Source organism: Afifella aestuarii, from assembly GCF_004023665.1.
GTDB lineage: Bacteria > Pseudomonadota > Alphaproteobacteria > Rhizobiales > Afifellaceae > Afifella > Afifella aestuarii.
Window position 1 is genome coordinate 736,285 of the sequence record NZ_SAUF01000005.1, and the last position, 19,605, is coordinate 755,889.

Annotated in this window: 20 protein-coding genes; 2 read left to right on the plus strand and 18 right to left on the minus strand. The window is 62.1% G+C overall.

Annotated features, from left to right (window positions below; translation table 11 throughout):
- Positions 1-15 precede the first annotated feature (15 nt).
- The 13 genes from EO094_RS17540 to EO094_RS17600 all read right to left on the minus strand — a co-directional run bounded on the left by EO094_RS17540 (position 16) and on the right by EO094_RS17600 (position 13,797).
- Complete coding sequence (locus EO094_RS17540; protein WP_128294147.1) at positions 16-1,218, minus strand: M23 family metallopeptidase; 1,203 nt, start codon at positions 1,216-1,218, stop codon at positions 16-18.
- A gap of 95 nt (positions 1,219-1,313) precedes the next feature.
- Positions 1,314-1,985 carry a protein-L-isoaspartate(D-aspartate) O-methyltransferase gene (locus EO094_RS17545; protein WP_205649959.1) on the minus strand — a complete coding sequence of 224 codons (672 nt, stop codon included), beginning with the start codon at positions 1,983-1,985 and terminating at the stop codon, positions 1,314-1,316.
- Positions 1,982-2,770 (minus strand): 5'/3'-nucleotidase SurE, encoded by a 789-nt coding sequence (gene surE, locus EO094_RS17550; protein WP_128294148.1) that lies wholly within the window; start codon positions 2,768-2,770, stop codon positions 1,982-1,984. Before surE ends, EO094_RS17545 begins: the two co-directional genes overlap by 4 nt.
- A complete protein-coding gene (gene serS, locus EO094_RS17555; protein WP_128294149.1) occupies positions 2,767-4,068 on the minus strand; it encodes a serine--tRNA ligase in 1,302 nt (433 codons plus the stop codon). Before serS ends, surE begins: the two co-directional genes overlap by 4 nt.
- A 153-nt stretch (positions 4,069-4,221) precedes the next feature.
- Positions 4,222-5,007, minus strand: a complete 786-nt coding sequence (tatC, locus tag EO094_RS17560) for a twin-arginine translocase subunit TatC (RefSeq protein WP_092816139.1) — start codon at positions 5,005-5,007, stop codon at positions 4,222-4,224.
- Complete coding sequence (gene tatB, locus EO094_RS17565; protein ID WP_128294150.1) at positions 5,004-5,525, minus strand: Sec-independent protein translocase protein TatB; 522 nt, start codon at positions 5,523-5,525, stop codon at positions 5,004-5,006. The genes tatC and tatB overlap by 4 nt, the downstream gene beginning before the upstream one ends.
- A 48-nt stretch (positions 5,526-5,573) precedes the next feature.
- Positions 5,574-5,804 carry a twin-arginine translocase TatA/TatE family subunit gene (locus tag EO094_RS17570; protein ID WP_128294151.1) on the minus strand — a complete coding sequence of 77 codons (231 nt, stop codon included), beginning with the start codon at positions 5,802-5,804 and terminating at the stop codon, positions 5,574-5,576.
- A 367-nt stretch (positions 5,805-6,171) separates the two neighbouring features.
- On the minus strand, positions 6,172-6,825 hold the full coding sequence (gene scpB, locus EO094_RS17575) for an SMC-Scp complex subunit ScpB (protein WP_246008588.1): 654 nt from the start codon (positions 6,823-6,825) through the stop codon (positions 6,172-6,174).
- A complete protein-coding gene (locus tag EO094_RS17580; protein WP_128294152.1) occupies positions 6,818-7,615 on the minus strand; it encodes a segregation and condensation protein A in 798 nt (265 codons plus the stop codon). Before EO094_RS17580 ends, scpB begins: the two co-directional genes overlap by 8 nt.
- Positions 7,612-8,640 carry a beta-N-acetylhexosaminidase gene (nagZ, locus tag EO094_RS17585; protein ID WP_128294153.1) on the minus strand — a complete coding sequence of 343 codons (1,029 nt, stop codon included), beginning with the start codon at positions 8,638-8,640 and terminating at the stop codon, positions 7,612-7,614. The genes EO094_RS17580 and nagZ overlap by 4 nt, the downstream gene beginning before the upstream one ends.
- A 25-nt stretch (positions 8,641-8,665) precedes the next feature.
- Entirely contained in the window at positions 8,666-10,558 is a 1,893-nt protein-coding gene (locus EO094_RS17590; protein ID WP_164879714.1) for an SPOR domain-containing protein, read from the minus strand.
- 221 nt (positions 10,559-10,779) lie between these two features.
- Positions 10,780-12,546, minus strand: coding sequence for an arginine--tRNA ligase (argS, locus tag EO094_RS17595; protein WP_128294155.1), 1,767 nt, complete (start codon positions 12,544-12,546; stop codon positions 10,780-10,782).
- Positions 12,547-12,597: 51 nt separating this feature from the next.
- Positions 12,598-13,797 carry a deoxyguanosinetriphosphate triphosphohydrolase gene (locus EO094_RS17600; RefSeq protein WP_128294156.1) on the minus strand — a complete coding sequence of 400 codons (1,200 nt, stop codon included), beginning with the start codon at positions 13,795-13,797 and terminating at the stop codon, positions 12,598-12,600.
- A gap of 72 nt (positions 13,798-13,869) precedes the next feature.
- Here EO094_RS17600 and erpA point away from each other — a divergent pair, with 72 nt between their 5' ends.
- A complete protein-coding gene (gene erpA / locus EO094_RS17605) occupies positions 13,870-14,247 on the plus strand; it encodes an iron-sulfur cluster insertion protein ErpA (RefSeq protein WP_128294342.1) in 378 nt (125 codons plus the stop codon).
- A gap of 49 nt (positions 14,248-14,296) precedes the next feature.
- Positions 14,297-15,079: an exodeoxyribonuclease III gene (gene xth, locus EO094_RS17610; protein ID WP_246008589.1), complete on the plus strand. Its 783-nt coding sequence runs from the start codon at positions 14,297-14,299 to the stop codon at positions 15,077-15,079.
- A 14-nt stretch (positions 15,080-15,093) separates the two neighbouring features.
- Here xth and EO094_RS17615 read toward each other — a convergent pair whose 3' ends face one another.
- The 5 genes from EO094_RS17615 to ilvD all read right to left on the minus strand — a co-directional run bounded on the left by EO094_RS17615 (position 15,094) and on the right by ilvD (position 19,374).
- Positions 15,094-15,690 (minus strand): SCO family protein, encoded by a 597-nt coding sequence (locus tag EO094_RS17615; protein ID WP_342772748.1) that lies wholly within the window; start codon positions 15,688-15,690, stop codon positions 15,094-15,096.
- Positions 15,691-15,695: 5 nt separating this feature from the next.
- Entirely contained in the window at positions 15,696-16,217 is a 522-nt protein-coding gene (locus EO094_RS17620) for a copper chaperone PCu(A)C (protein ID WP_128294159.1), read from the minus strand.
- 58 nt (positions 16,218-16,275) lie between these two features.
- Positions 16,276-16,650 (minus strand): hypothetical protein, encoded by a 375-nt coding sequence (locus EO094_RS17625; protein WP_128294160.1) that lies wholly within the window; start codon positions 16,648-16,650, stop codon positions 16,276-16,278.
- 239 nt (positions 16,651-16,889) lie between these two features.
- Positions 16,890-17,663, minus strand: coding sequence for a tetratricopeptide repeat protein (locus EO094_RS17630; protein WP_128294161.1), 774 nt, complete (start codon positions 17,661-17,663; stop codon positions 16,890-16,892).
- Complete coding sequence (ilvD, locus tag EO094_RS17635) at positions 17,650-19,374, minus strand: dihydroxy-acid dehydratase (RefSeq protein ID WP_128294162.1); 1,725 nt, start codon at positions 19,372-19,374, stop codon at positions 17,650-17,652. The genes EO094_RS17630 and ilvD overlap by 14 nt, the downstream gene beginning before the upstream one ends.
- Between the last annotated feature and the right edge of the window lie 231 nt (positions 19,375-19,605).

A 19,605-nucleotide genomic window follows, 5' to 3' on the forward strand; every position in this document is an offset into this window, starting at 1 on the left:
CCGGAAGGCGCCCGCTTAAGCGGACGCCATATGTCCGACCGGATTGACCGGGGTCGCTCCCTTGCGGAGCTCGAAATGCACCTGCGGCGAGGTGACGTTGCCGCTCATTCCGGACTTCGCGATGATCTGACCGCGCCGGATCTTCTCACCACGCTTCACCAGCAGCTCGCTGTTGTGGGCATAGGCCGAAACCCAGCCGCCCTCGTGCCGCACGAGGATCAGATTGCCGTAGCTCTTCAGCTCATTGCCCGCATAGATGACGGTGCCGTCTTCGGCAGCCTTGACGGCTGTACCCTCCGGCACGGCGAGATTGATGCCGTCATTGCGTTCACCGTTCGGCTTGCTGCCAAACTCCGCGATGATGCGCCCGTGCACCGGCCAGCGGAAGCCTGCGCCTCCAGACTTGGCCGTGGTGTCGGCTGCAGGCGCCGCGCTTTCAGCCTTGGGCTCAGCGGACGGCGGCGTGTAGCTCACAGGCGTCTTTTCGGGCCGCACCTCAGGCGTGGCTTCCGGCTGTGCATCCGACATCGTTCCGTCTTTTGGATCGACACGCGCAACCTGCGTTCCGCCGCCGGACGGAATCGTCAGCGTCTGACCGGGGCGAATATTGCCGCCTTCAATGTTGTTGGCCGAGGCGAGCTCGCTCGTCGTGACGCCATGCGCATGGGCGATACTCCAAAGCGAATCACCGGAGCGAACTGTATAGCCCCCGCTTGAGGCCACGTTGTTTTGCTGGCGCGGCTGCGGGGCCTCGGTCCGCGCAACCGCAGGCTCCGCCCGGCGGGGCTGAGGCGTGCCCTGCGAATCGACGTTCAGCTTGCCGAGAGGCTTCGGCATACCGCTCGGTGCATAAGGCTCCGGCGGCGTATAGGGCTTCGGAGCGGCTGCCTGCTGTTGCGGGGAGCTCGTCGGCGCGCGCGAGTAACTCTGCTGCGCCCCAGCGGAACCCGGATAATTGTAGGCGGTCTGATAACCGCCGGATGGCGGCGGCAATTGCCGCGACTGGACCGCGGGCGATGGCGCCGCGAACTGTTGCGGTGCCTGATAGGCAGTCGCCTGGGCTGTAATTGTCTGCTGCTGATTCGCCGTTGAGCCGGTGTAGATGGGCTCAGTCAGACGTATGGCATCGGCGCTGCACCCGGCACCGAGCCCGGTAATCAGGGCGAGCGCGCTAATGCGGGTGAACCAGAAGCTGGCAGACTGACGGTATGACCTCATCGAACAAACTCACGCAGGCATTGGGGATGCTGACGTGATGTAAAAGCATTAACATTGAAAAGGCGTTAAGGGACGCCGGCAAAACGAACCGAAAATCAAAGATTGCGGGCAATTCCTTCGATCAGCGGCACGAAACGGACGGCGCCGAGATCGCGGGTGTCCACCCGTGTCCCCTCTTTACGGAAAAGCGTCAGCCGCTGCACGGCATCGACAGGTCCGACCGGCGCAACGAGAATGCCGCCATCGACCAGCTGTGCGACGAGTTTGGCGGGCGCAACGGCCGCCGCAGCCGTGACCAGGATCCGATCGAAGGGCGCCTGTGTCGGCCATCCCTTCGACCCGTCGGCGACAATGCCGGCGATATTTGTGATGCCGAGAAGATCCCAGCGCGTCTGCGCCAGCTCCAACAGCGTCCGATAGCGCTCGAGCGTCGTGACCCGGCGCGAAAGCCTGGCGAGAATGGCGGCCTGATAGCCGGACCCGGTACCGATCTCCAGAACATGGTGACGCGGTTCGAGCTCAAGCGCCGCCGTCATCATTGCAACCACGGAAGGCGCACTGATGGTCTGCCCGCATTCGATCGGCAAGGCGCGATCGAGATAGGCATCGTCTCGATAGAGATCTGGGACGAAAGCCTCGCGCGGCACCGTCTCGATCGCCCCGAGCACCTTTCGGTCGGAAATACCGAGTTCACGCAGCCTCAAAATGAGGCTGGCCAGCCGAACTCGCGCCTCCGGATCTGGCTCGATTGCAGGATCGTCGTTCACGAAGATGCCCGTTTTGCCCCGCTTGGAGCCGTGAAATGGCGTGTGAGCTCCTGGCGGGCAGGCTCATCGGTCATGTCCAGAGACAAGGGCGTGACGGAAATATAGCCCTGCGCGAGCGCCGCCAGATCGGTCTCCGGGGGCGGCTCCATCTTCGAGTGCTTGAAGGCGATCCAGAAATACGGCCGCCCGCGCCCGTCGCGACGTTCGTCGATATGCATCCAGTCGGCGGCGCGCTTTCCCTGGCGCGTGAGAAGAACGCCCGAAACATCGTCAGCTGTTCGATTGGGAAAGTTGACGTTGATGAGAACGCCTGGCGCCAGCTGCAAACCGAGCACGCGCTCGATGATCCCAGGGGCATGCGCTCTCGCGCAATCCCATCTCGGATCGTCGATCGTGTCCGCCCCGAACGCCTGCGACAGAGCGAAGGAGCGAATCCCGAGGATCGTCCCTTCGATCGCACCCGCAACCGTACCGGAATAGCTCACATCGTCGGCGATGTTCTGTCCCCGATTGACGCCAGAGATCACCAGATCCGGCTTTTCGCCGATGACGACCTTCGAGGCCATGATCACGCAATCCGTCGGCGTTCCGCGCACGGCGAAATGGCGTTCGTCCACCTCTCGCAAGCGCAGAGGATCACTCAGGGTCAAGGCATGCGCCACACCGGATTGATCCGTCTCAGGCGCGACCACCCACACATCGTCGGAAAGCGCGCGCGCGATCTCCTCCGCGACCTTCAGGCCCGGAGCATGGATTCCATCATCGTTGGTGACGAGAATCTTCATGCGCCGATCCGCTCCATGCCACCCATATAACGCCGCAGCACCTCCGGCACCGTGATCGAGCCATCGTCATTGCGGTAATTCTCCATGACGGCGATCAGGGCACGCCCGACCGCCACGCCGGAACCGTTCAACGTATGCACGAACTTCGGCTGCTTTTCGCCTTCGGCCCGGTAGCGGGCGTTCATCCGACGCGCCTGGAAGTCGCCGCACACGGAACACGACGAGATTTCCCGGTAGGCGCCCTGCCCTGGCAGCCAGACTTCGATGTCGTAAGTGCGCCGCGCGGAAAATCCCATGTCACCCGTCGAGAGAACCATGACGCGGTATGGCAATCCGAGCTTTTTGAGCACCGTTTCGGCACACGCCGTCATGCGCTCATGCTCTTCGAGGCTCGCCTGCTGGCTGGTGATGGAGACGAGCTCGACCTTGTTGAACTGATGCTGCCGCAGCATGCCGCGCGTATCGCGCCCGGCCGAACCCGCTTCCGACCTGAAACAAGGCGTCAACGCCGTGAAGCGGAGCGGCAGCTCCGCTTCTTCGAGGATCGTCTCACGAACGAGATTGGTGAGCGGCACTTCCGCCGTCGGAATGAGCCAGAGACGCGCGGCCGCGGCTTCATCGTCATCGACGGCTGCGGTCGCATAGAGATCTTCGGCAAACTTCGGCAGCTGCGCAGTGCCAAAAAGCGCATCATCCCGCACCAGGGTCGGCGGCGCGACCTCCGTGTAGCCATGCTCGCTCGTATGAAGATCGAGCATGAACTGGCCGAGTGCCCGCTCCAGACGCGCGAGCTGGCCCTTGAGCACCACGAAGCGCGAGCCGGAGAGTTTTGCCGCGCTTTCAAAGTCCATCAGGCCGAGAGCCTCACCGATCTCGTAATGCTCCGGCGCGCTATCGCTCAACATTGGATCGCCGAAGAGGCGCAGCTCGACATTGGCCGTTTCGTCGGGGCCCACGGGCACGTCGGGCAAGGGAACGTTCGGGATTTCGGCGAGCGCCGTTCGCAGCGCTTCCTCGAGCGCCCGCTCCTGAGCTTCGCCCTCCTGGATGGCACTCTTCAGCTTGGCAACCTCGTCGATGAGGTTTTGGGCCGCGGCTTCATCGCCGGACGCCTTCGCCTTGCCGATCTGTTTCGAAGCCTGATTGCGCGCGTTCTGCGCTTCCTGCAATTGACGGATATGAGCGCGTCGCTCATCGTCGATATCGATCAGGCGTTGAGCGGCCGGCTCCGCCCCTCGATCAGCAAGAGCGCGGTCGAGCGCCTGCGGATCTTGGCGAATCCATGTGATGTCGAGCATCTTTCGCGAACCTCTGCTGGACGCCTTGCGGCGACTCCGCGTGCTTGTCTATGGCCGCAGGGCGTAACGCAACGACGGCAGCGGTCAAGTCTCGCGTTGAGGAAGATCCGTCGATCTGGATGACTTCAGCCGTCCAAGACCAGGTTCACCCGACTATGTCGCAGCTTCCTCGTCCCTTGCAGCATTCTTCAGTTCCACCCGCCGAACGGCGTAGATGGAGATTTCGTAGAGAAGAATTGTCGGCAAAGCGAGACCGATCTGGCTGATCGGATCAGGCGGCGTAAGGATCGCCGCCAGGATGAAGGCGATCATGATGGCGTATTTGCGCTTGGCCTTGAGGATCGCCGCATCGACGATCCCGACGCGGCCGAGAAGCGTCAGGACGACCGGAAGCTGGAACACGAGGCCAAAGGCAAAAATCAGCGTCATGATGAGGCTGAGATACTCGTTCACCTTCGGCAGAAGCTCGATCGATGCGCGCCCGGCCCCACCTGTCTGTTCCATCGACAGGAAGAAGGCGAGCGCAAGCGGCATCACCGCGAAATAAACGAGCGCCGCGCCGATGATGAAGAGGATCGGCGTGGCGATCAGGTAGGGATAGAAAGCCTGACGTTCATGCTTGTAGAGCCCCGGCGCCACGAATTTGTAGATCTGATTGGCAATGACCGGGAAGGCCAGGAAGAGCGCGCCAAAGAAGGCGAGCTTCATCTGCGTGAAAAAATACTCCTGCGGAGCGGTAAAAATCAGACGGATGCTGCGGTCCGCACCGGCTGCGCGCTCATAGGGAATGATCAGCAGATTGAAGATCTGGTCCGCAAAATAGAAGCAGACCACGAAGGCGATCGCGATTGCGATCAAGGCGCGCAGAAGACGCTGACGCAGTTCGATCAGATGTTCGATCAACGGCGCCCGTGAGGCTTCGATATCGTCGTCGCTCATGCTGCGTCGCTCGTGCGCGGGCTTCCGCCTCTGCTGTCGGGAGCTTCTTCGGCCACCCCGTCATCCTTGCTCGACGCCACGTCCTGCACCTTTTCTTCCGCCGGTGCCGCGCCCTCGTCCACACCCGTCGCAGGCTCCGCCGTTTCAGGTTCGGCCGACGCGGGTTCGGTCGATGCGGAAGGCGTCTCCTCTGTGGGCGCCAGAGCGGATGGCACCGTCTCTGTCGCCGACTTCTGGCCGCTCCGATTGGCGGCGGCCTCGACGTCCTTCTTGACGCCAGCGAGCGGGTCCATCTTGGAAATCGATTGCAGAGACTGCCGGGTTTCGTCCAGCCCGGCCTGCCGCTCAGCCTCTTTCAGAGCATCGTCGAGCTGACGTTTGAAATCGTTCGCGGTGCGACGGATCTGGCCCATCGTCTTGCCGAACGTGCGCAGCATCCCCGGCAGATCTTTCGGCCCGACGACGATAATCGCCACACCGGCGATCACCACCAGTTCAGTCCAGCCGATATCAAACATGGCCGAGCTCAAACATAGATTGTGCTGGGTTCGCCGTGGCCGATGCCGTTAGCCGACCTTGTTCTTCTTCTCCGCCGGCTCCACGCTGGCGGGGTCGTTGTGCTCGATGGTCCGGGACTGGTTCGTCGACGTGGTGGTGTCGTCGTCGTCCTGCAGGCCCGTCTTGAAGCTCTTGATGCCTTTGGCGACATCACCCATCAGGTCAGAGATCTTTCCGCGCCCGAACAGGAGCACGATGATGATCGCGATGATAACGATCTGCCAGAAGCCTATCGACATAGGATAAACCTTTCAAAACTCGCCACGGCCGGTCGCGGGACTATTGCAAATCGCCGGATTCGCATCAACTCGTCCTCTTCTCCGATCCCCTGCCGCATCACGGAGTTACGGTCGACATTGAGATCCGGTGGACCAGCGTTTCCTCCACAAAGTCTCGGAGTGATATAAGTGGCCCGATCCTTCAAAGCCACATCGAATTCTGCGCAGTCCGAAAGAGACGAAACCTTCCGCAAGGTCCGCCTCGGCAAGCGACGCTCATCCACAAGAGCGGTGAGATTGAGGCTGAAATAGCCGGCGTTTTGCCGCAGATCGGCAAGGGTAAAAATGTGCCGATTTCTGACAATCGTTGAGGCGCCCTATCAATTCCTCAGTCGCCATCCAAAGGCTCTTCGTCGTCCCGCAGCGCCTCGCTCCCAAAGGCAGGAGGCGCTTCGAAGCCCGGCGGAATATTGGCGTTCAGAAGGCCTGCTGCCTTCAGGTCGAGGAGACCCGGCAGATCGCCGATCGCTGCAAGTCCGAAATGATCGAGAAATTCGTTCGTCGTCCCGAAAGTCAGCGGGCGCCCAGGCGAACGCCGACGCCCCCGCGGCCGCACCCAACCTGTCTCCAGAAGAACATCCAGCGTACCCTTGGAGGTCGAAACGCCCCTCACCTCTTCGATCTCCGCACGCGTGACCGGCTGGTGGTAGGCGATGATGGCGAGCGTCTCCATCGCGGCCCGAGAGAGCTTGCGCTCCTCGACCTTGTGCTCCTGCAACAGAAAGCCGAGATCGCTCGCAGTGCGAAATGCCCAACGATCGCCGATGCGCCTCAGATTGACGCCCCGGCTCGCATAAGCGGTCTGCAATTCGTGCAAGAGCACATCGACCGTCACGCCCTCGGGCATCTTGGCGGCCAGCTCCGCCTCGCTCATGGGCTTCGCCGAGGCGAACAACATCGCTTCGAGCATCCGCAAATGCAGCCGGCGATCCTCCGGCGATAGGCTGGTGACGTTGCTGCCGCTGGCGAAAAGATCAGGCACGCTTCGCCTCCAGCGAAGCAGACCTCCGCCGCACGTAGAGAGGCGCAAAATTGGAGGACTGCGTCAGTTCCAGCTTGCCCTCCCGCACCAGTTCGAGGCTTGCCGAAAGCGCACTCGCTCGGGCTGTCGCCCGCAATTCCGGCTTGGCCAGAAACTCGGTCAGATAGGTGTCCATCGGCATCCAGGTCGCATCTTCGCCGATCAGGCGCATGAGGCGATCGCGCGCTTCCTGCAGCCCGATGACCTTGCGCTTCTTCACCTTCACGAAGCTCGCAAACTGGCGCGCACGCAATGCCGAATAAGACTGCAAGAGATCGTAAAGCTCCGCGCCCCATCGCATCGTGCGGTCGCTGGCGATGGCTTCCGGCATACCGCGCTCAAAAAAGCCGGACCCGAGCTTGTCCCGGTCTGACAGCCTCTCGGCCGCGTCGCGCATGGCCTGAAGGCGCTTCAGGCGGAAAGCGAGCCGCGCCGCCATTTCCTCGCCAGACGGTTCTTCCATCGGTTCGGGATCGGGCAGAAGAAGCCGCGACTTGAGATAGGCGAGCCACGCCGCCATCACGAGGTAGTCGGCAGCGATCTGCAGATGCAGCTTCCGTGCATGATCGATGAAAACGAGATACTGCTCGGCCAAAGCCAACACGGAAATTTTTGTCAGATCGACCTTCTGACTGCGGGCGAGAGCAAGAAGCAGGTCGAGCGGGCCTTCGAAACCGTCGACGTCGACAAGCAGCACGTCGGCGTCGTCGACGGGCGTATCTTCCTCGAAAGCATCCGCCGCAGCACTCATCCAAGAACCCTGTCTGATCCCAGCAACTGCGACAACCGCTCGTGCAAGAACGCCCGGTCTCCGACCTCGTCGGCAACCCTTGCAACAAGGGACGTCTCGGCGCGCTCAAGCGCATTGCCGGAAAGCTCCGGAACGGAATTCGCCACCTCGCGCATCTCCTCCATCTCGCCATTGCAGTGAAGGACGATGTCGCAGCCTGCGGCGATCGCACGCCTGGAGCGTTCGGCCGGACTGCCGCTCAGCGCCTTCATGGAGATGTCGTCAGTCATCAGCAGACCATCAAAACCGATTCGCTCACGGATGATGTTAGCGATGATTGCCGCGGAATGCGTGGCCGGCTGGGCGTCGTCCACCGCGGAATAGACGACATGCGCCACGATGCCGAGGGATGCCCGCGTGGCCAACATCCGAAACGGCGCGAAATCGACGGCCTCGAGTGCCGCCAGATCCGCATCGACGACGGGAAGCTCCTCATGGCTGTCGGAAGCCGCGCGACCATGCCCAGGCAGATGCTTGATCACCGGCGTCACTCCACCGGCCCTCAGTCCGGTCATGACAGCACCACCGAGCGTCACCACCATGTCGACCGTGTCCCCATAGGCGCGATCGCCGATGATATCGTGGCTGCCCGGCCCCGGCACATCGAGAACCGGCAGGCAATCCACGTTGATGCCGAGTTCGACGAGGTCGAGCGCCATCAGCTTGGCGGCAAGCTGTGCCGCCTCGATGCCGGAAATCGGATCGGCCTTGTAGATGTCACCGAAACGCTTCGCCGGAGGATAGGAGCGCACCACCGGCGGACGAATACGTTGGACGCGGCCGCCTTCCTGGTCGATCAAGATCGGAACGTCGGGACGGTCGAGCGTCTCGCGGACACTGTCGGTCAGGCGCCGGATCTGGCCCGCATCTTGGATGTTGCGGGCAAAGAGAATCACGCCCCAGGGTTTTTCATCGCGCAAGAAAGCGCGTTCTTCCTCGCCGAGCGTGAGCCCGGCGAGGCCGCAAGCGAAGGCCTTCGCCATCATTCAGATCGATATCCTGCGTGGAGTTCTACTGCGTTACGAAGCAACTGCCGCCGGCGCTCTGCAGATTCTCGCACAACGAGATCGCCGCCTCGCGCGAAGCCATCGGGCCGACGCGGACACGGTAATAGATGCCTTTGTCGCCGAGATCGGCCTGAAGGATCATGGCCTCCTGGCCTCCGAGAAGCTGCGGAAAACGACGCTGCAGATTGCTGTAGGACGACCGGGCCTGCTCTTCTGAACGCTGGGAGCTGACCTGAACCGCCCATCCGGCCGGCGCCGTGGAGGCGACCTGCGGCTCTGACGCATTCGAAGTCGGCGCCGAGGCGGTCAAGGAAGAGGCCGACGCCGCCGGCTGCGGCGCGGTTTGCGCCGAACTGGGGGACGGTGCGACGAGATCCGGCACAGTCGGTCGCGCCTGCGGCAGGTTCGCAATGTCGAAGCTCGGCGTTTCGGCGGCAGTCGGCGTTTCGCCGAGCCCATTCGGCTCCGCTCCCGCTTGCGCGTTACTTCCGCTTTCGTCAGCAGGCATACCGCCGTCTTCTGGCTGCACGCGCACGCTCTGCACCTGGACGGGCTCCGGGTCTGTCGCTGGCGCGGGCCCGGCGAGTTCCCTCGGCTCCTGAGGGGTAGCTGCCTGACTATCGGGAGCGTTTTCCACGATCGTGCCATCCGGACGGACCGTCAAAGTGCGAACCTTCTTGGGCCCAATCGGTGTGACCTGTGGCCCGACCTGCGGCTGAGCCGTATCGTCCGAAATGCGCGCGGAGATCTTGCCGTCATCGTCTACCGCGGCGGCTCCATCATCGGCGGCCTCACCCTCTTGTGCGTTCGGCAACACGATGCGAGCGATTTCCCGCGGCTCTTCGTTCCGGTCGACGAGCTTTTCGTCGGTCTCGGGGTTGCGGCCAGAGACGCGGTCGAACACGGCTTGGCCGACCTCGTCGTCTTTGTTGTCTCCCGGGCTTTCGACGGCCACTTTCACGTCGCTGCCATCGGCGGTGATGACGGGAACGGTCCCATCTGAATCGCCCTCACCTCCGCCAAGCATGGCAATGACGCCGCCACCGACAACAACGACGCCCAACACGGCGGCAAGCGCCATCAGGCCTTTGCGGCGTCCTTTGCGTCCATCGCCCTCATCATCCATACGGATCTGACCATCGGGATCGCCGTCGGCGCGACTGACGAGTGGATCACTGTCGACAAGGAACGGAAATTCTTCGTGGCTCGGCTCGGGGGTGTCGGCGAGATCATCGCTTGCGGGCCAGTCGCGCTCCGTGCGCGGGGCGCCGGCCTGGACGTGCGGGACATAGGGTGCGCGCGGCTCGCGCACCTCCGAGACACGCTCATCCTCGGTAAGATCGGACCGGTCCGATTCCCCATAATCCGATTGTCCATAATCGGCGCCGCCATGCTGCGGCTCCGACCATGACGGCTCCTTCCTCTCCGACTGGGCCGCGAGCTCGCCCGGGAGTTCATGCTCCATCCAATGCGCAAAATCTCGAGCCGCATCATGATGGGATTGGGCGTACGGACCTTCCGGAGCATCATAAGGCTCCTGCGCCGCCTCTTCATAACCGGGAGACTGACGCGAATCCTCATACGCGCCATATGGCTCAGAGGCCGGATAACGGTCCTCGGAGGCAGATCTCTCGTCGTCAAATTCCTCGGCGGCAGGACCGCTCGGAAACCGTGTCACCAGAGATGCAAGAGGGTGCTCGGCACGCGGCTCGTGGCTCTGCCAATGTGCCGGCTCTTCCGGCCGTTGCGGAGGCTCGGGCACGAACCGGGGTTCCGCACGCGTGTAGGTCTTGGGTGTGTAGGGCTCAGGCGCGTAGGTTTCGGGCTGGCGCGCACGGTTCGATTGCTCGAACTCGCGCATCAGCTCGGCCTCGAGTTCGGATGAGAACGCGTCCACGTCGGGCTCCCGCCTCGCTGGGGCAGCCTCGCTACGTGGCGACGGACGATAATATGAGCTGTCTTCACTGACGATACGCGCCAGCTCGACGAGCGGATCCTCCTCCTCGGGGCCGGCAGGTCCGCCGCCGGGGCCATGATGCAAGTAGGAGGTTTTCGGACGTTCATCCGCCATCGGGAAACCTTACGCGTTGTTCCGGTAACGCCGGGCGCTCCTGAGACTCAGCGCATCTCCTTGGGCGCCTCGACCCCGAGCACCGACAAGCCCGCTCGGATCACCATGCCAACAGCATCCACCAAGCCAAGCCTCGCTTTTGATATCTCTATATCATCAGGCTTAATGAAGCGTAATTGCGGCGACTCCTTGCCTCTGTTCCAGTGAACATGAAAGGAATTCGCTAGATCGTAGAGATAATACGCAATCCGATGCGGCTCTCTGCTCTGGGCGGCAAGCTGCACGATACGCGGCCAGTCGCAGAGCTGCTTGATGAGCTGGAGCTCGCCAGCGTCTTCGAGACGGATAAGCCGCTCGGCTGAGGCGAGCTCTGCAGGTGTCTCGTCAACCTCCGGCATTTCCTGCGCAAATTGCCGTCGCACGGAGGCTGTGCGCGCATGCGCATACTGCACGTAGAAAACCGGATTGTCCTTCGACTGCTCGGTCACGGTCTGAAAATCGAAGTCGAGCGGCGCATCCGCCTTGCGGGTCAGCATCATGAAGCGAACCGCGTCGCGGCCCACCTCGTCGACAACGTCGGCGAGCGTCACGAGATCGCCCGCCCGCTTCGACATTCTGACGGGCTCCCCTGCCCGGAAGAGCCGAACGAGCTGTGACAGCTGCACTTCGAGCTCGCCCTTGCCTTCAGAAATGGCTTTAACCGCGGCCGTCATACGCTTGACGTAGCCGCCGTGATCGGCGCCCCAGACATCGATCATATGAGCGAAGCCGCGCTCGAACTTGTCGAAGTGATAGGCGATGTCGGAGGCGAAGTAGGTGTAGCTGCCGTCCGCTTTCTTCAGCGGCCGGTCGACATCGTCACCGAACGACGTCGCCCGAAAGAGAAGCTGCTCGCGCTCGTCCCAGTCTTCGTCCTCGTTCTCCTGCCCCTTGGGCGGAGGCAGAGTTCCCCAATAGACGAGATCGCGCTCTTCAAGCCACGCGATGAGTTCCGCCACCCGATCACGGCCGTTCCCCATCAGCGAACGCTCGGAGAAGAACACGTCGTGACGGATATTGAGGCTGGCGAGATCGTTGCGGATATTCTCCATCATCGCAGCGATCGCGAAGTCGCGCACCAGAGGCAGCCAATCGGCTTCATCCTGGCCCTTGAGCGCATCACCATATTTATCAGCCAGCGCCGTGCCGACGGGAACGAGATAATCGCCCGGATAGAGCCCCTTCGGGATCTCGCCGACCGTCTCGCCAAGCGCTTCGCGGTAGCGCAGATGGACGGAGCGCGCGAGCTGATCGACCTGCGAGCCGGCATCGTTGATGTAATATTCCCGCGTCACCGCCTGACCGGAGGCCGCCAAAAGGTTTGCGATCGCATCACCGACGACGGCACCGCGGCAATGGCCGACATGCAACGGTCCGGTGGGGTTGGCCGAGACGTATTCGATGTTGACGGCCGCACCCTGCCCCGCCGGCACGTAGCCATAGCGGTCGCCGGCTTTCAGGATGGCCGCGAGTTCCCGCGCCCAGAAGGATTGGGCCAGACGCAAATTGAGGAAGCCAGGGCCGGCAATCTCCACCGCGTCCACATCGTCGTGGCGCGAGAGCTCGGCACCGAGCCTGGTCGCGAGATCACGCGGCTTCATCGCCAGGGGTTTTGCGAGCACCAGCGCAGCGTTGGTGGCAAGGTCGCCGTGCGCGGCATCGCGCGGCGGCTCGACCACCACGCGCGCAAGAAGCTCCGGCGCGATCTCGCTTTCCGTTACGACCCGGGCGATAGCGGCCCGGACCCGCTCCGCAAAATCATCAAAAAGGTTCATGCTGGAATATCCGTTGCCATCTACGCGGCATACCGTTGATAGGCTTGGCCCCTAGCCGAGATCGGGGGTGTGGTCAAACAGGCGCCGATGCTCGGCAACTGCAAAGCCGTCGCTCATCCCGGCGATATAATCGGCCGCACGGCGGGCCCGCCTCCGTTTATCGCTCATATCGAGCTCTGCCTGCCACTCGTCGGGCAGGAACTCAGGCTCCGAATGCAGGCGCTCGAAGAGATCCGTCACGATCGCCTCACCGGCATGGGCCGCTAGCATGACGCTCTCATGGCGATAAAGCCGCGAAAAGAGGAAGCCTTTCAGCTCCTTCTCCTCGCGCGCCATGTTCTGCGAGAAACCGACCGTCGGCTCGCCGGCATGGGTGACCGCACGCATCGACGCCGCACCCTCAAGCCGCCCGGCCGTCTCGACAAGCACATCGATGATCATCACGGTAATCAACCGCCGCGTGAGCTCGGCCGCAAAACGCGAGCGCTCCAGCGCGGGAAAGGTTCGATCGAGTGCGCCGATGATGCGCGCCGTCAGCGGAACCTCGACAAGGTCTTCGGGATGCAGGAGGCCGGAGCGCAACCCGTCGTCGATGTCGTGCGCATCATAGGCGATGTCGTCGGAAATCGCAGCGATCTGGGCTTCCGCGCCTGCATAATTTTCCAAATCGAGGTCGAGCGCCTCATTGAGCTCCATCACCACCGGAGAGAGAGCCGACACCTTTCCTTTTAGCGGTCCGTTGTGTTTGACGAGGCCTTCCAAAGAGGCGCGCGACAGATTGAGACCGTCATAGCGCGCATAGCGCCGCTCCAGTCGCGTAACGACGCGCAGGCTCTGAACGTTATGATCAAAGCCGCCATATTCGCCGAGAGCGGCACTCAAAGCCCGTTCGCCGGCATGGCCGAACGGCGTGTGCCCGAGATCGTGTGCAAGCGCGATCGCCTCCGTCAAATCTTCGTCGAGACCCAAGGGACGCGCAATCGAGCGCGCAACCTGCGCAACCTCCAGGGAATGCGTCAGCCGCGTTCGGAAATGATCACCTTCCGGCCGGATGAAGACCTGCGTCTTGTGCTTCAGTCTCCGGAACGCAGTGCAATGCACGATCCGGTCTCGGTCACGCTGGAACGGCGAACGCAGAGGATCCTCCGTCTCCTCATGCACACGGGCACCCCCCTCTTCCGGGCCTGTGGCGTAAGGCGCTTTCCAGCGGGCGCCGTGCTTGAGGAGATGACGAGGAAGGCTCGCACTCATGATCTGGCTACGATTGACTTGCGGGGCGGTGCTTCTTAGCTACGATGCATTGAGATGAGCAAGGTGGCCACCATGACCGAGGCCTCGACGATCAGCGCCCCGACGACCGAACAAGCCCCGGAGACGGCGGTTGTTTTGACGGATCGTGCGGCAAAGCGCATCGCCAAAATTCTCTCCGGCGAGCCTGAGGAGACGGCGCTGCGGATTTCCGTCGAAGGCGGCGGCTGTTCCGGCTTTCAGTACCGTTACGATCTCGTCCAGGACCCGCATGACGACGACGATCTCGTGCTCGCGCGCGACGGGGCGACGGTGCTGATCGATTCCATGTCGCTTCCCTTTATGGAGGGCGCTGTGATCGACTTCGTCGACGATTTGATGGGTCAGTCCTTCCAGATCAAAAACCCGCATGCCACCGCCTCGTGCGGCTGCGGCACCAGCTTCTCAATCTGACACACAGAACGCGCCGACCGACAAAGGCGCGCAGAGATCGGACAGGCCGTTGAAGATTGCCACCTGGAACATCAACGGCGTGAAAGCGCGCCTTGATGGCCTCGTCACCTGGCTCGGAGAAGCGAGCCCCGACGTCGTCTGCCTGCAGGAAATCAAATCGGTCGACGAAGCATTCCCGCGCGAACCGATCGAAGCGCTCGGCTACAATGTCGCCACGCATGGCCAGAAAGGCTTCAACGGCGTCGCGATCCTGTCGAAACGACCGCTGGAAGACGTGACGCCGCGTCTTTCCGGCGACGAAGACGACGTCCAGGCCCGCTTCCTGGAGGCGATCGTGCCGGACGACAACGGCGGTATCGTCCGTGTCGTCTCCGCGTACATGCCGAATGGCAATCCGATCGGGACGGAGAAATTCTCCTACAAGCTCGCCTGGATGGGACGCCTGGAGACCTGGGTGGACGAGCGGCTGGCGCTCGAAGAGCCCTTCGTTCTGGCCGGCGATTTCAACATCATCCCGGAGCCGATCGATGCCCGTCACCCGGAAAGGTGGACGGACGATGCCCTCTTCCAGCCCGAAACGCGCAATGCCTACAGGAAGCTTACCGCACGGGGCCTGACAGACGCCCTGCGTGCGGTGACCGATGCGGGCGACATCTACACGTTCTGGGACTACCAGGCCGGCGCCTGGCAGAAGAACAACGGCATCCGCATCGACCATCTTCTCCTGTCGCCCGAAGCCGCCGACCGTCTCGCAGGCGTGGGCATCGACAAGCATGTGCGTGCCTGGGAAAAGCCCTCAGATCATGTCCCGGTGTGGATCGCACTCAGCTGAGGCCGACGTGAAGGTCAGGCGTTTTCGGCAAGCCGCTTCAGCTTTGCGAACATCGAATCGCTGTCCTCACCGTAATTTAGGGTTCCGACGAATTTTCCGTCCTGATCCATCAGATAGACGGACGCCGTGTGATCGATCGTGTAGTCGCCATCATCGGTCGGGACCTTCTTGTAATAGATCTTATAGGCCTTCGCGATTTCCTCGATCTGCGCTTCGTTGCCGGAGAGCCCGCGGATATGCGGATCGAAGGCGGAGACGTAATCCTTCATCTTCTCCGGCCCATCGCGCTCCCAGTCGACCGAGACGAAGAGGAAATTGAGCTTCTCGGCATCGTCCCCCAGCCGCTTGATCAGACCCGAGAGCTCGTAAAGCGTCGTCGGGCAGACATCGGGGCAGAAGGTGAAACCGAAATAGATCACCGTCGGCTTGCCGCGGAAATCCTCCTCGCTGACGGTCCTGCCGTCCTCATCGACGAGCGTGAAGGGGCCGCCAATGGCGGCCACCCCAACGCTTTGCTGCAACCGTTCAGGAGGCGTCAGCAGACCGGCGAAGACCGCCGAAACTGCGAGAATCGCTACCGCTCCCGCAACGAACAGCCAAATTTTGCGCATCGACATCACTGAGCTTTGCCGTTTTCCGGCCTATCCATCGTGTGCCCGTCCATCTTCATCGCATCGCCGTTCGGGCCAGGAGCCCCCACAGCCGAAGCGGGCATTTCCACGTCGACCGAGCCAGCCCTCTCGAAAGTGAGCGTGACCGGGACGATCGCCCCTTCTTCGATGGGAGCTGTCAGATCGATGAACATGACATGCAGGCTGCCGGGCTTCAGTTCGACCGTCGCTCCGGCCGGAACCGGGATGCCATCTTCGAGCTGGCGCATCTTCATCACGCCACCCGACATATCCATGGTGTGAAGTTCCACCCGGCTGGAAATCGACGATGACGCGGAGATGAGACGGTCGTCCTCATCGCCGGTATTCGTGATCTTCAAAAACCCGCCGCCGGCGGTGGCCGAAGGCGGCGTCGCTCGTGTCCAGGGATGCCCGATCTCGAGATTGCCGAGCTTGTATCCGTGAGCGAGAGCGGGTATGGCGACAAAAACGAGAGCAGCCGCAATGAGGTGTGCAACAAGGCGCATCGATTTCTCCATCTGCGCATAAAGAGAACCACCGGCAGAGGCCGGACGGGAAAAGGCGTCAGCTGGAGAGAACGGGTGGCGCTCGGGCTTCGGCTGCAAGACGCAGCTCGGACGGATGCGAGGCACTGCCCCTAACGTCGCGGCCAACCACAAGAAATGGCCCGTAACCCGAAAGGAGAATAGCGCCATCTTGCGGCACCGCAGGCAGCATGAGGCTCGAGGAATGACAGAGCCCAGAACAACAGGGACATACCCCGTTGTCGTGGTTCTTGCCTTCCCCCTTGTGGTCAGGCGTTGCGAGCGGATTGCACAGGGCGGTCGAGTTGCCCCCGGCCATGAAGCCGATGGCATAAGCGCCTGAAACGCCCTGCAAAAGAAGCATATAGGCGACGACGATGGCGATCAGGCCACCGACGAATCTGTCACCTAGCACGTGCCTCATAAAGCGCATGACGAAGTCATGCCCGATCGCCGGGCGGAAGCCAATGGCAAAAAGCGGAAACTCAGTGGAAGGAATTAGCGTCGCGCAGCAATGCCGGCCCGGATGGCTCGGTCTGAAGAACGCTAGCTACACGAGACGGCTTGGACGACAGCGATCCACCGGATGACGGCAGCCTTCGTCGATAAGCGATTGCGAGGAGATGAAGCCCGCAGGCGGAGGAGAGACGAAAGCTATTTCGTCTTGCTCTTGGCGAGGTAATCCTCCGCCAGAGCCATAGCCGTGCGGCGATCGTTCTCGCTCGCAGCCGCAAAGGCCTCCTCATGGAGCGATTGGATGGCGTCGTCGCCACGGTAGGAATTGCGCGCGATTGAGAGCCACATCAGCCCTTTCACCGCATTGCGCCGGATGCCGATGCCGTCGAACAGGAGCCGCCCAAATTCCGCCTGGGCCTGCGCATGGCCCTTGTCGGCCGCGAGTTTCAGCCAGCGCGCCGCCTGACGATCGTTCTTTTCGCCGCCGCGGCCGTTCAGATACATCATGCCGAGCTGAAACTGGGCCTCCGGATCTGCGAAGTAGGACGCGGCATAGGAATAAAACCGCCGGGCCTTCCCCTCATCGGCGACGACCGTTCCCGCGATCCCGTCACGAAAATAGCCCGCAAGCGCGACGAAGGCATCGGAGACAAAGCGTGCATCCGAGCCGCGCGGGTTGCCGTCGGCATAGTCGTTGGCGATCTTGGCGAAGATCCGAAAGGCGTGCGCGTCATCCTCGCTGACACCGTCGCCGGTGGCATAGATGCGCCCGAGCTTCCACAACGCGGCAGTGTGCCCCTTGTCCGCGGCATAGGAAAGCGCTTCCAGAGCCTCGGCCGTGTGGCCCTGTTTGTAGGCGATATATCCTTCACGAAACGCCTCGCGGGCCGACGTATCGGGATCGAAGGCGAAGGCAGGCGTCGCCATCGCCACCGCCAGACACGCGACCGGCAGAACACTACTGATCCGCATAGCACACCGTTTCCGCCGCGCCGCCCGGATGCGTCACGGCACCTTTTCGCGCCGCTCCGACGGTCTGCGCGTATTTCCACAAAGCGCCGGAGCGATAATCCGTCTCGCGCGACGTCCATCTTTGACGCCGACGATCCAATTCCGTGTCGTCGAGCTCGACCGAGATCGTCCCGGCCTCAGCATCGATCTCGATGATGTCGCCATCCTGAAGGAGAGCGATCGGTCCGCCCACGGCCGCTTCCGGCCCGACATGGCCGATGCAGAACCCGCGCGTCGCGCCGGAGAAGCGTCCATCCGTGATCAACGCCACTTTGCTGCCCATGCCCTGCCCATAGAGAGAGGAGGTCGTGGACAGCATTTCGCGCATGCCAGGCCCACCTTTCGGGCCTTCATAGCGGATCACCAGAACGTCTCCCTCCTGGTACTGGCGGCTCCGCACGGCCTCAAAACATTCCTCTTCCGTATCGAAGCAGCGCGCCGGACCTTTGAAACGCAGATTGGTCATGCCCGCGACTTTCACGATCGCGCCATCAGGGGCGAGATTTCCTGAAAGACCGACCACGCCGCCTGTCGGGCTAATCGGTTTGTTCGCGGGATGAACCACGTCCTGCTCATCGTTCCACTGAACATGTTCCAGATTTTCGGCAATTGTGCGGCCGGTGACTGTCATGCAGTCTCCGTGCAAGAATCCGTTATCGAGAAGCGTTTTCATCAACAACGGGATGCCGCCTGCCTCGAACATATCCTTGGCGATATACTTTCCGCCTGGCTTGAGGTCGGCAATGTAGGGCGTACGTTTAAAAATTTTCGCAACTTCGAAGAGATCGAAGTCGATGCCGCATTCATGCGCGATCGCCGGCAGATGCAGCCCGGCATTCGTGGATCCACCCGAGGCTGCAACCACCGTTGCGGCGTTCTCCAACGCCTTGCGCGTCACGATATCTCGCGGACGGATCTGCTGCGCGAGAAGCTCCATGATCTGCTCGCCGGCCGCATAGCAGAAACGGTCACGGAACTCATAGGGCGCCGGCGCGCCGGCCGAATACGGCAGAGCGAGCCCGATCGCCTCAGAAACCGTCGCCATGGTGTTGGCCGTGAACTGCGCCCCGCACGCGCCGGCTGAAGGACAGGCAACCGCTTCCAGCTCGGCAAGATCCTCGTCGGTGAACTCGCCGCTCAGATGCTTCCCGACGCCTTCGAAGACGTCGAGGACGGTGACCTCCTTACCGCGAAAACTGCCGGGAAGGATCGTCCCGCCATAGATGAAGATCGACGGCACGTTGAGGCGCACCATCGCCATCATCATTCCGGGCAGGGATTTGTCGCAGCCGGCAAGACCGATCAGAGCGTCGTAGCAATGGCCCCGCATGGTCAGCTCGACGGAATCGGCGATCACCTCGCGCGACGCGAGCGAGGCCTTCATCCCGGCGTGACCCATAGCGATCCCATCGGTCACGGTAATGGTGGTGAATTCACGCGGCGTACCTTTGGCCGCTGCAACGCCCTTCTTGACGACCTGCGCCTGTCGCGACAGCGCAATGTTGCACGGCGCAGCCTCGTTCCAGCAGGTTGCCACCCCCACGAACGGCTGATGGATTTCCTCAGTCCCGAGACCCATCGCATAGTAATAGGAGCGATGCGGTGCACGCGACGGCCCCTCTGTCACATGGCGGCTTGGCAGACGTGACTTATCAAAACTTTTCGCGTCCATGCCCCTAAGCCCCATGAACTCTTGCCCCAGGTGGAGCCTTCGCCATAAAGCTCCGCCTGCGCTTCGTTTATGACTGAAACGTGGCGCTTGTTAATGGGTCTAAGGGGGTGAGCTTCTCGCGCTAAGCGGCTGTTGCGCAATGGCCACAGCGACTCTCCGCACGGAGCCGTTTCACACGACAAAACGCGACAAATGTGAGGCGACGCTTCTGCAAGGCGATGCTTCGGCCGA

Bases quoted from the DNA above. Each gene is read 5' to 3' on its own strand.
- EO094_RS17540 (WP_128294147.1), bottom strand. From the start codon at position 1,218: ATGAGGTCATACCGTCAGTCTGCCAGCTTCTGGTTCACCCGCATTAGC.
- surE (WP_128294148.1), bottom strand. From the start codon at position 2,770: ATGAAGATTCTCGTCACCAACGATGATGGAATCCATGCTCCGGGCCTG.
- serS (WP_128294149.1), bottom strand. From the start codon at position 4,068: ATGCTCGACATCACATGGATTCGCCAAGATCCGCAGGCGCTCGACCGC.
- tatC (WP_092816139.1), bottom strand. From the start codon at position 5,007: ATGAGCGACGACGATATCGAAGCCTCACGGGCGCCGTTGATCGAACAT.
- tatB (WP_128294150.1), bottom strand. From the start codon at position 5,525: ATGTTTGATATCGGCTGGACTGAACTGGTGGTGATCGCCGGTGTGGCG.
- EO094_RS17570 (WP_128294151.1), bottom strand. From the start codon at position 5,804: ATGTCGATAGGCTTCTGGCAGATCGTTATCATCGCGATCATCATCGTG.
- EO094_RS17580 (WP_128294152.1), bottom strand. From the start codon at position 7,615: ATGAGTGCTGCGGCGGATGCTTTCGAGGAAGATACGCCCGTCGACGAC.
- nagZ (WP_128294153.1), bottom strand. From the start codon at position 8,640: ATGATGGCGAAGGCCTTCGCTTGCGGCCTCGCCGGGCTCACGCTCGGC.
- argS (WP_128294155.1), bottom strand. From the start codon at position 12,546: ATGAACCTTTTTGATGATTTTGCGGAGCGGGTCCGGGCCGCTATCGCC.
- EO094_RS17600 (WP_128294156.1), bottom strand. From the start codon at position 13,797: ATGAGTGCGAGCCTTCCTCGTCATCTCCTCAAGCACGGCGCCCGCTGG.
- erpA (WP_128294342.1), top strand. From the start codon at position 13,870: ATGACCGAGGCCTCGACGATCAGCGCCCCGACGACCGAACAAGCCCCG.
- EO094_RS17615 (WP_342772748.1), bottom strand. From the start codon at position 15,690: ATGCGCAAAATTTGGCTGTTCGTTGCGGGAGCGGTAGCGATTCTCGCA.
- EO094_RS17620 (WP_128294159.1), bottom strand. From the start codon at position 16,217: ATGCGCCTTGTTGCACACCTCATTGCGGCTGCTCTCGTTTTTGTCGCC.
- EO094_RS17630 (WP_128294161.1), bottom strand. From the start codon at position 17,663: ATGCGGATCAGTAGTGTTCTGCCGGTCGCGTGTCTGGCGGTGGCGATG.
- ilvD (WP_128294162.1), bottom strand. From the start codon at position 19,374: ATGGACGCGAAAAGTTTTGATAAGTCACGTCTGCCAAGCCGCCATGTG.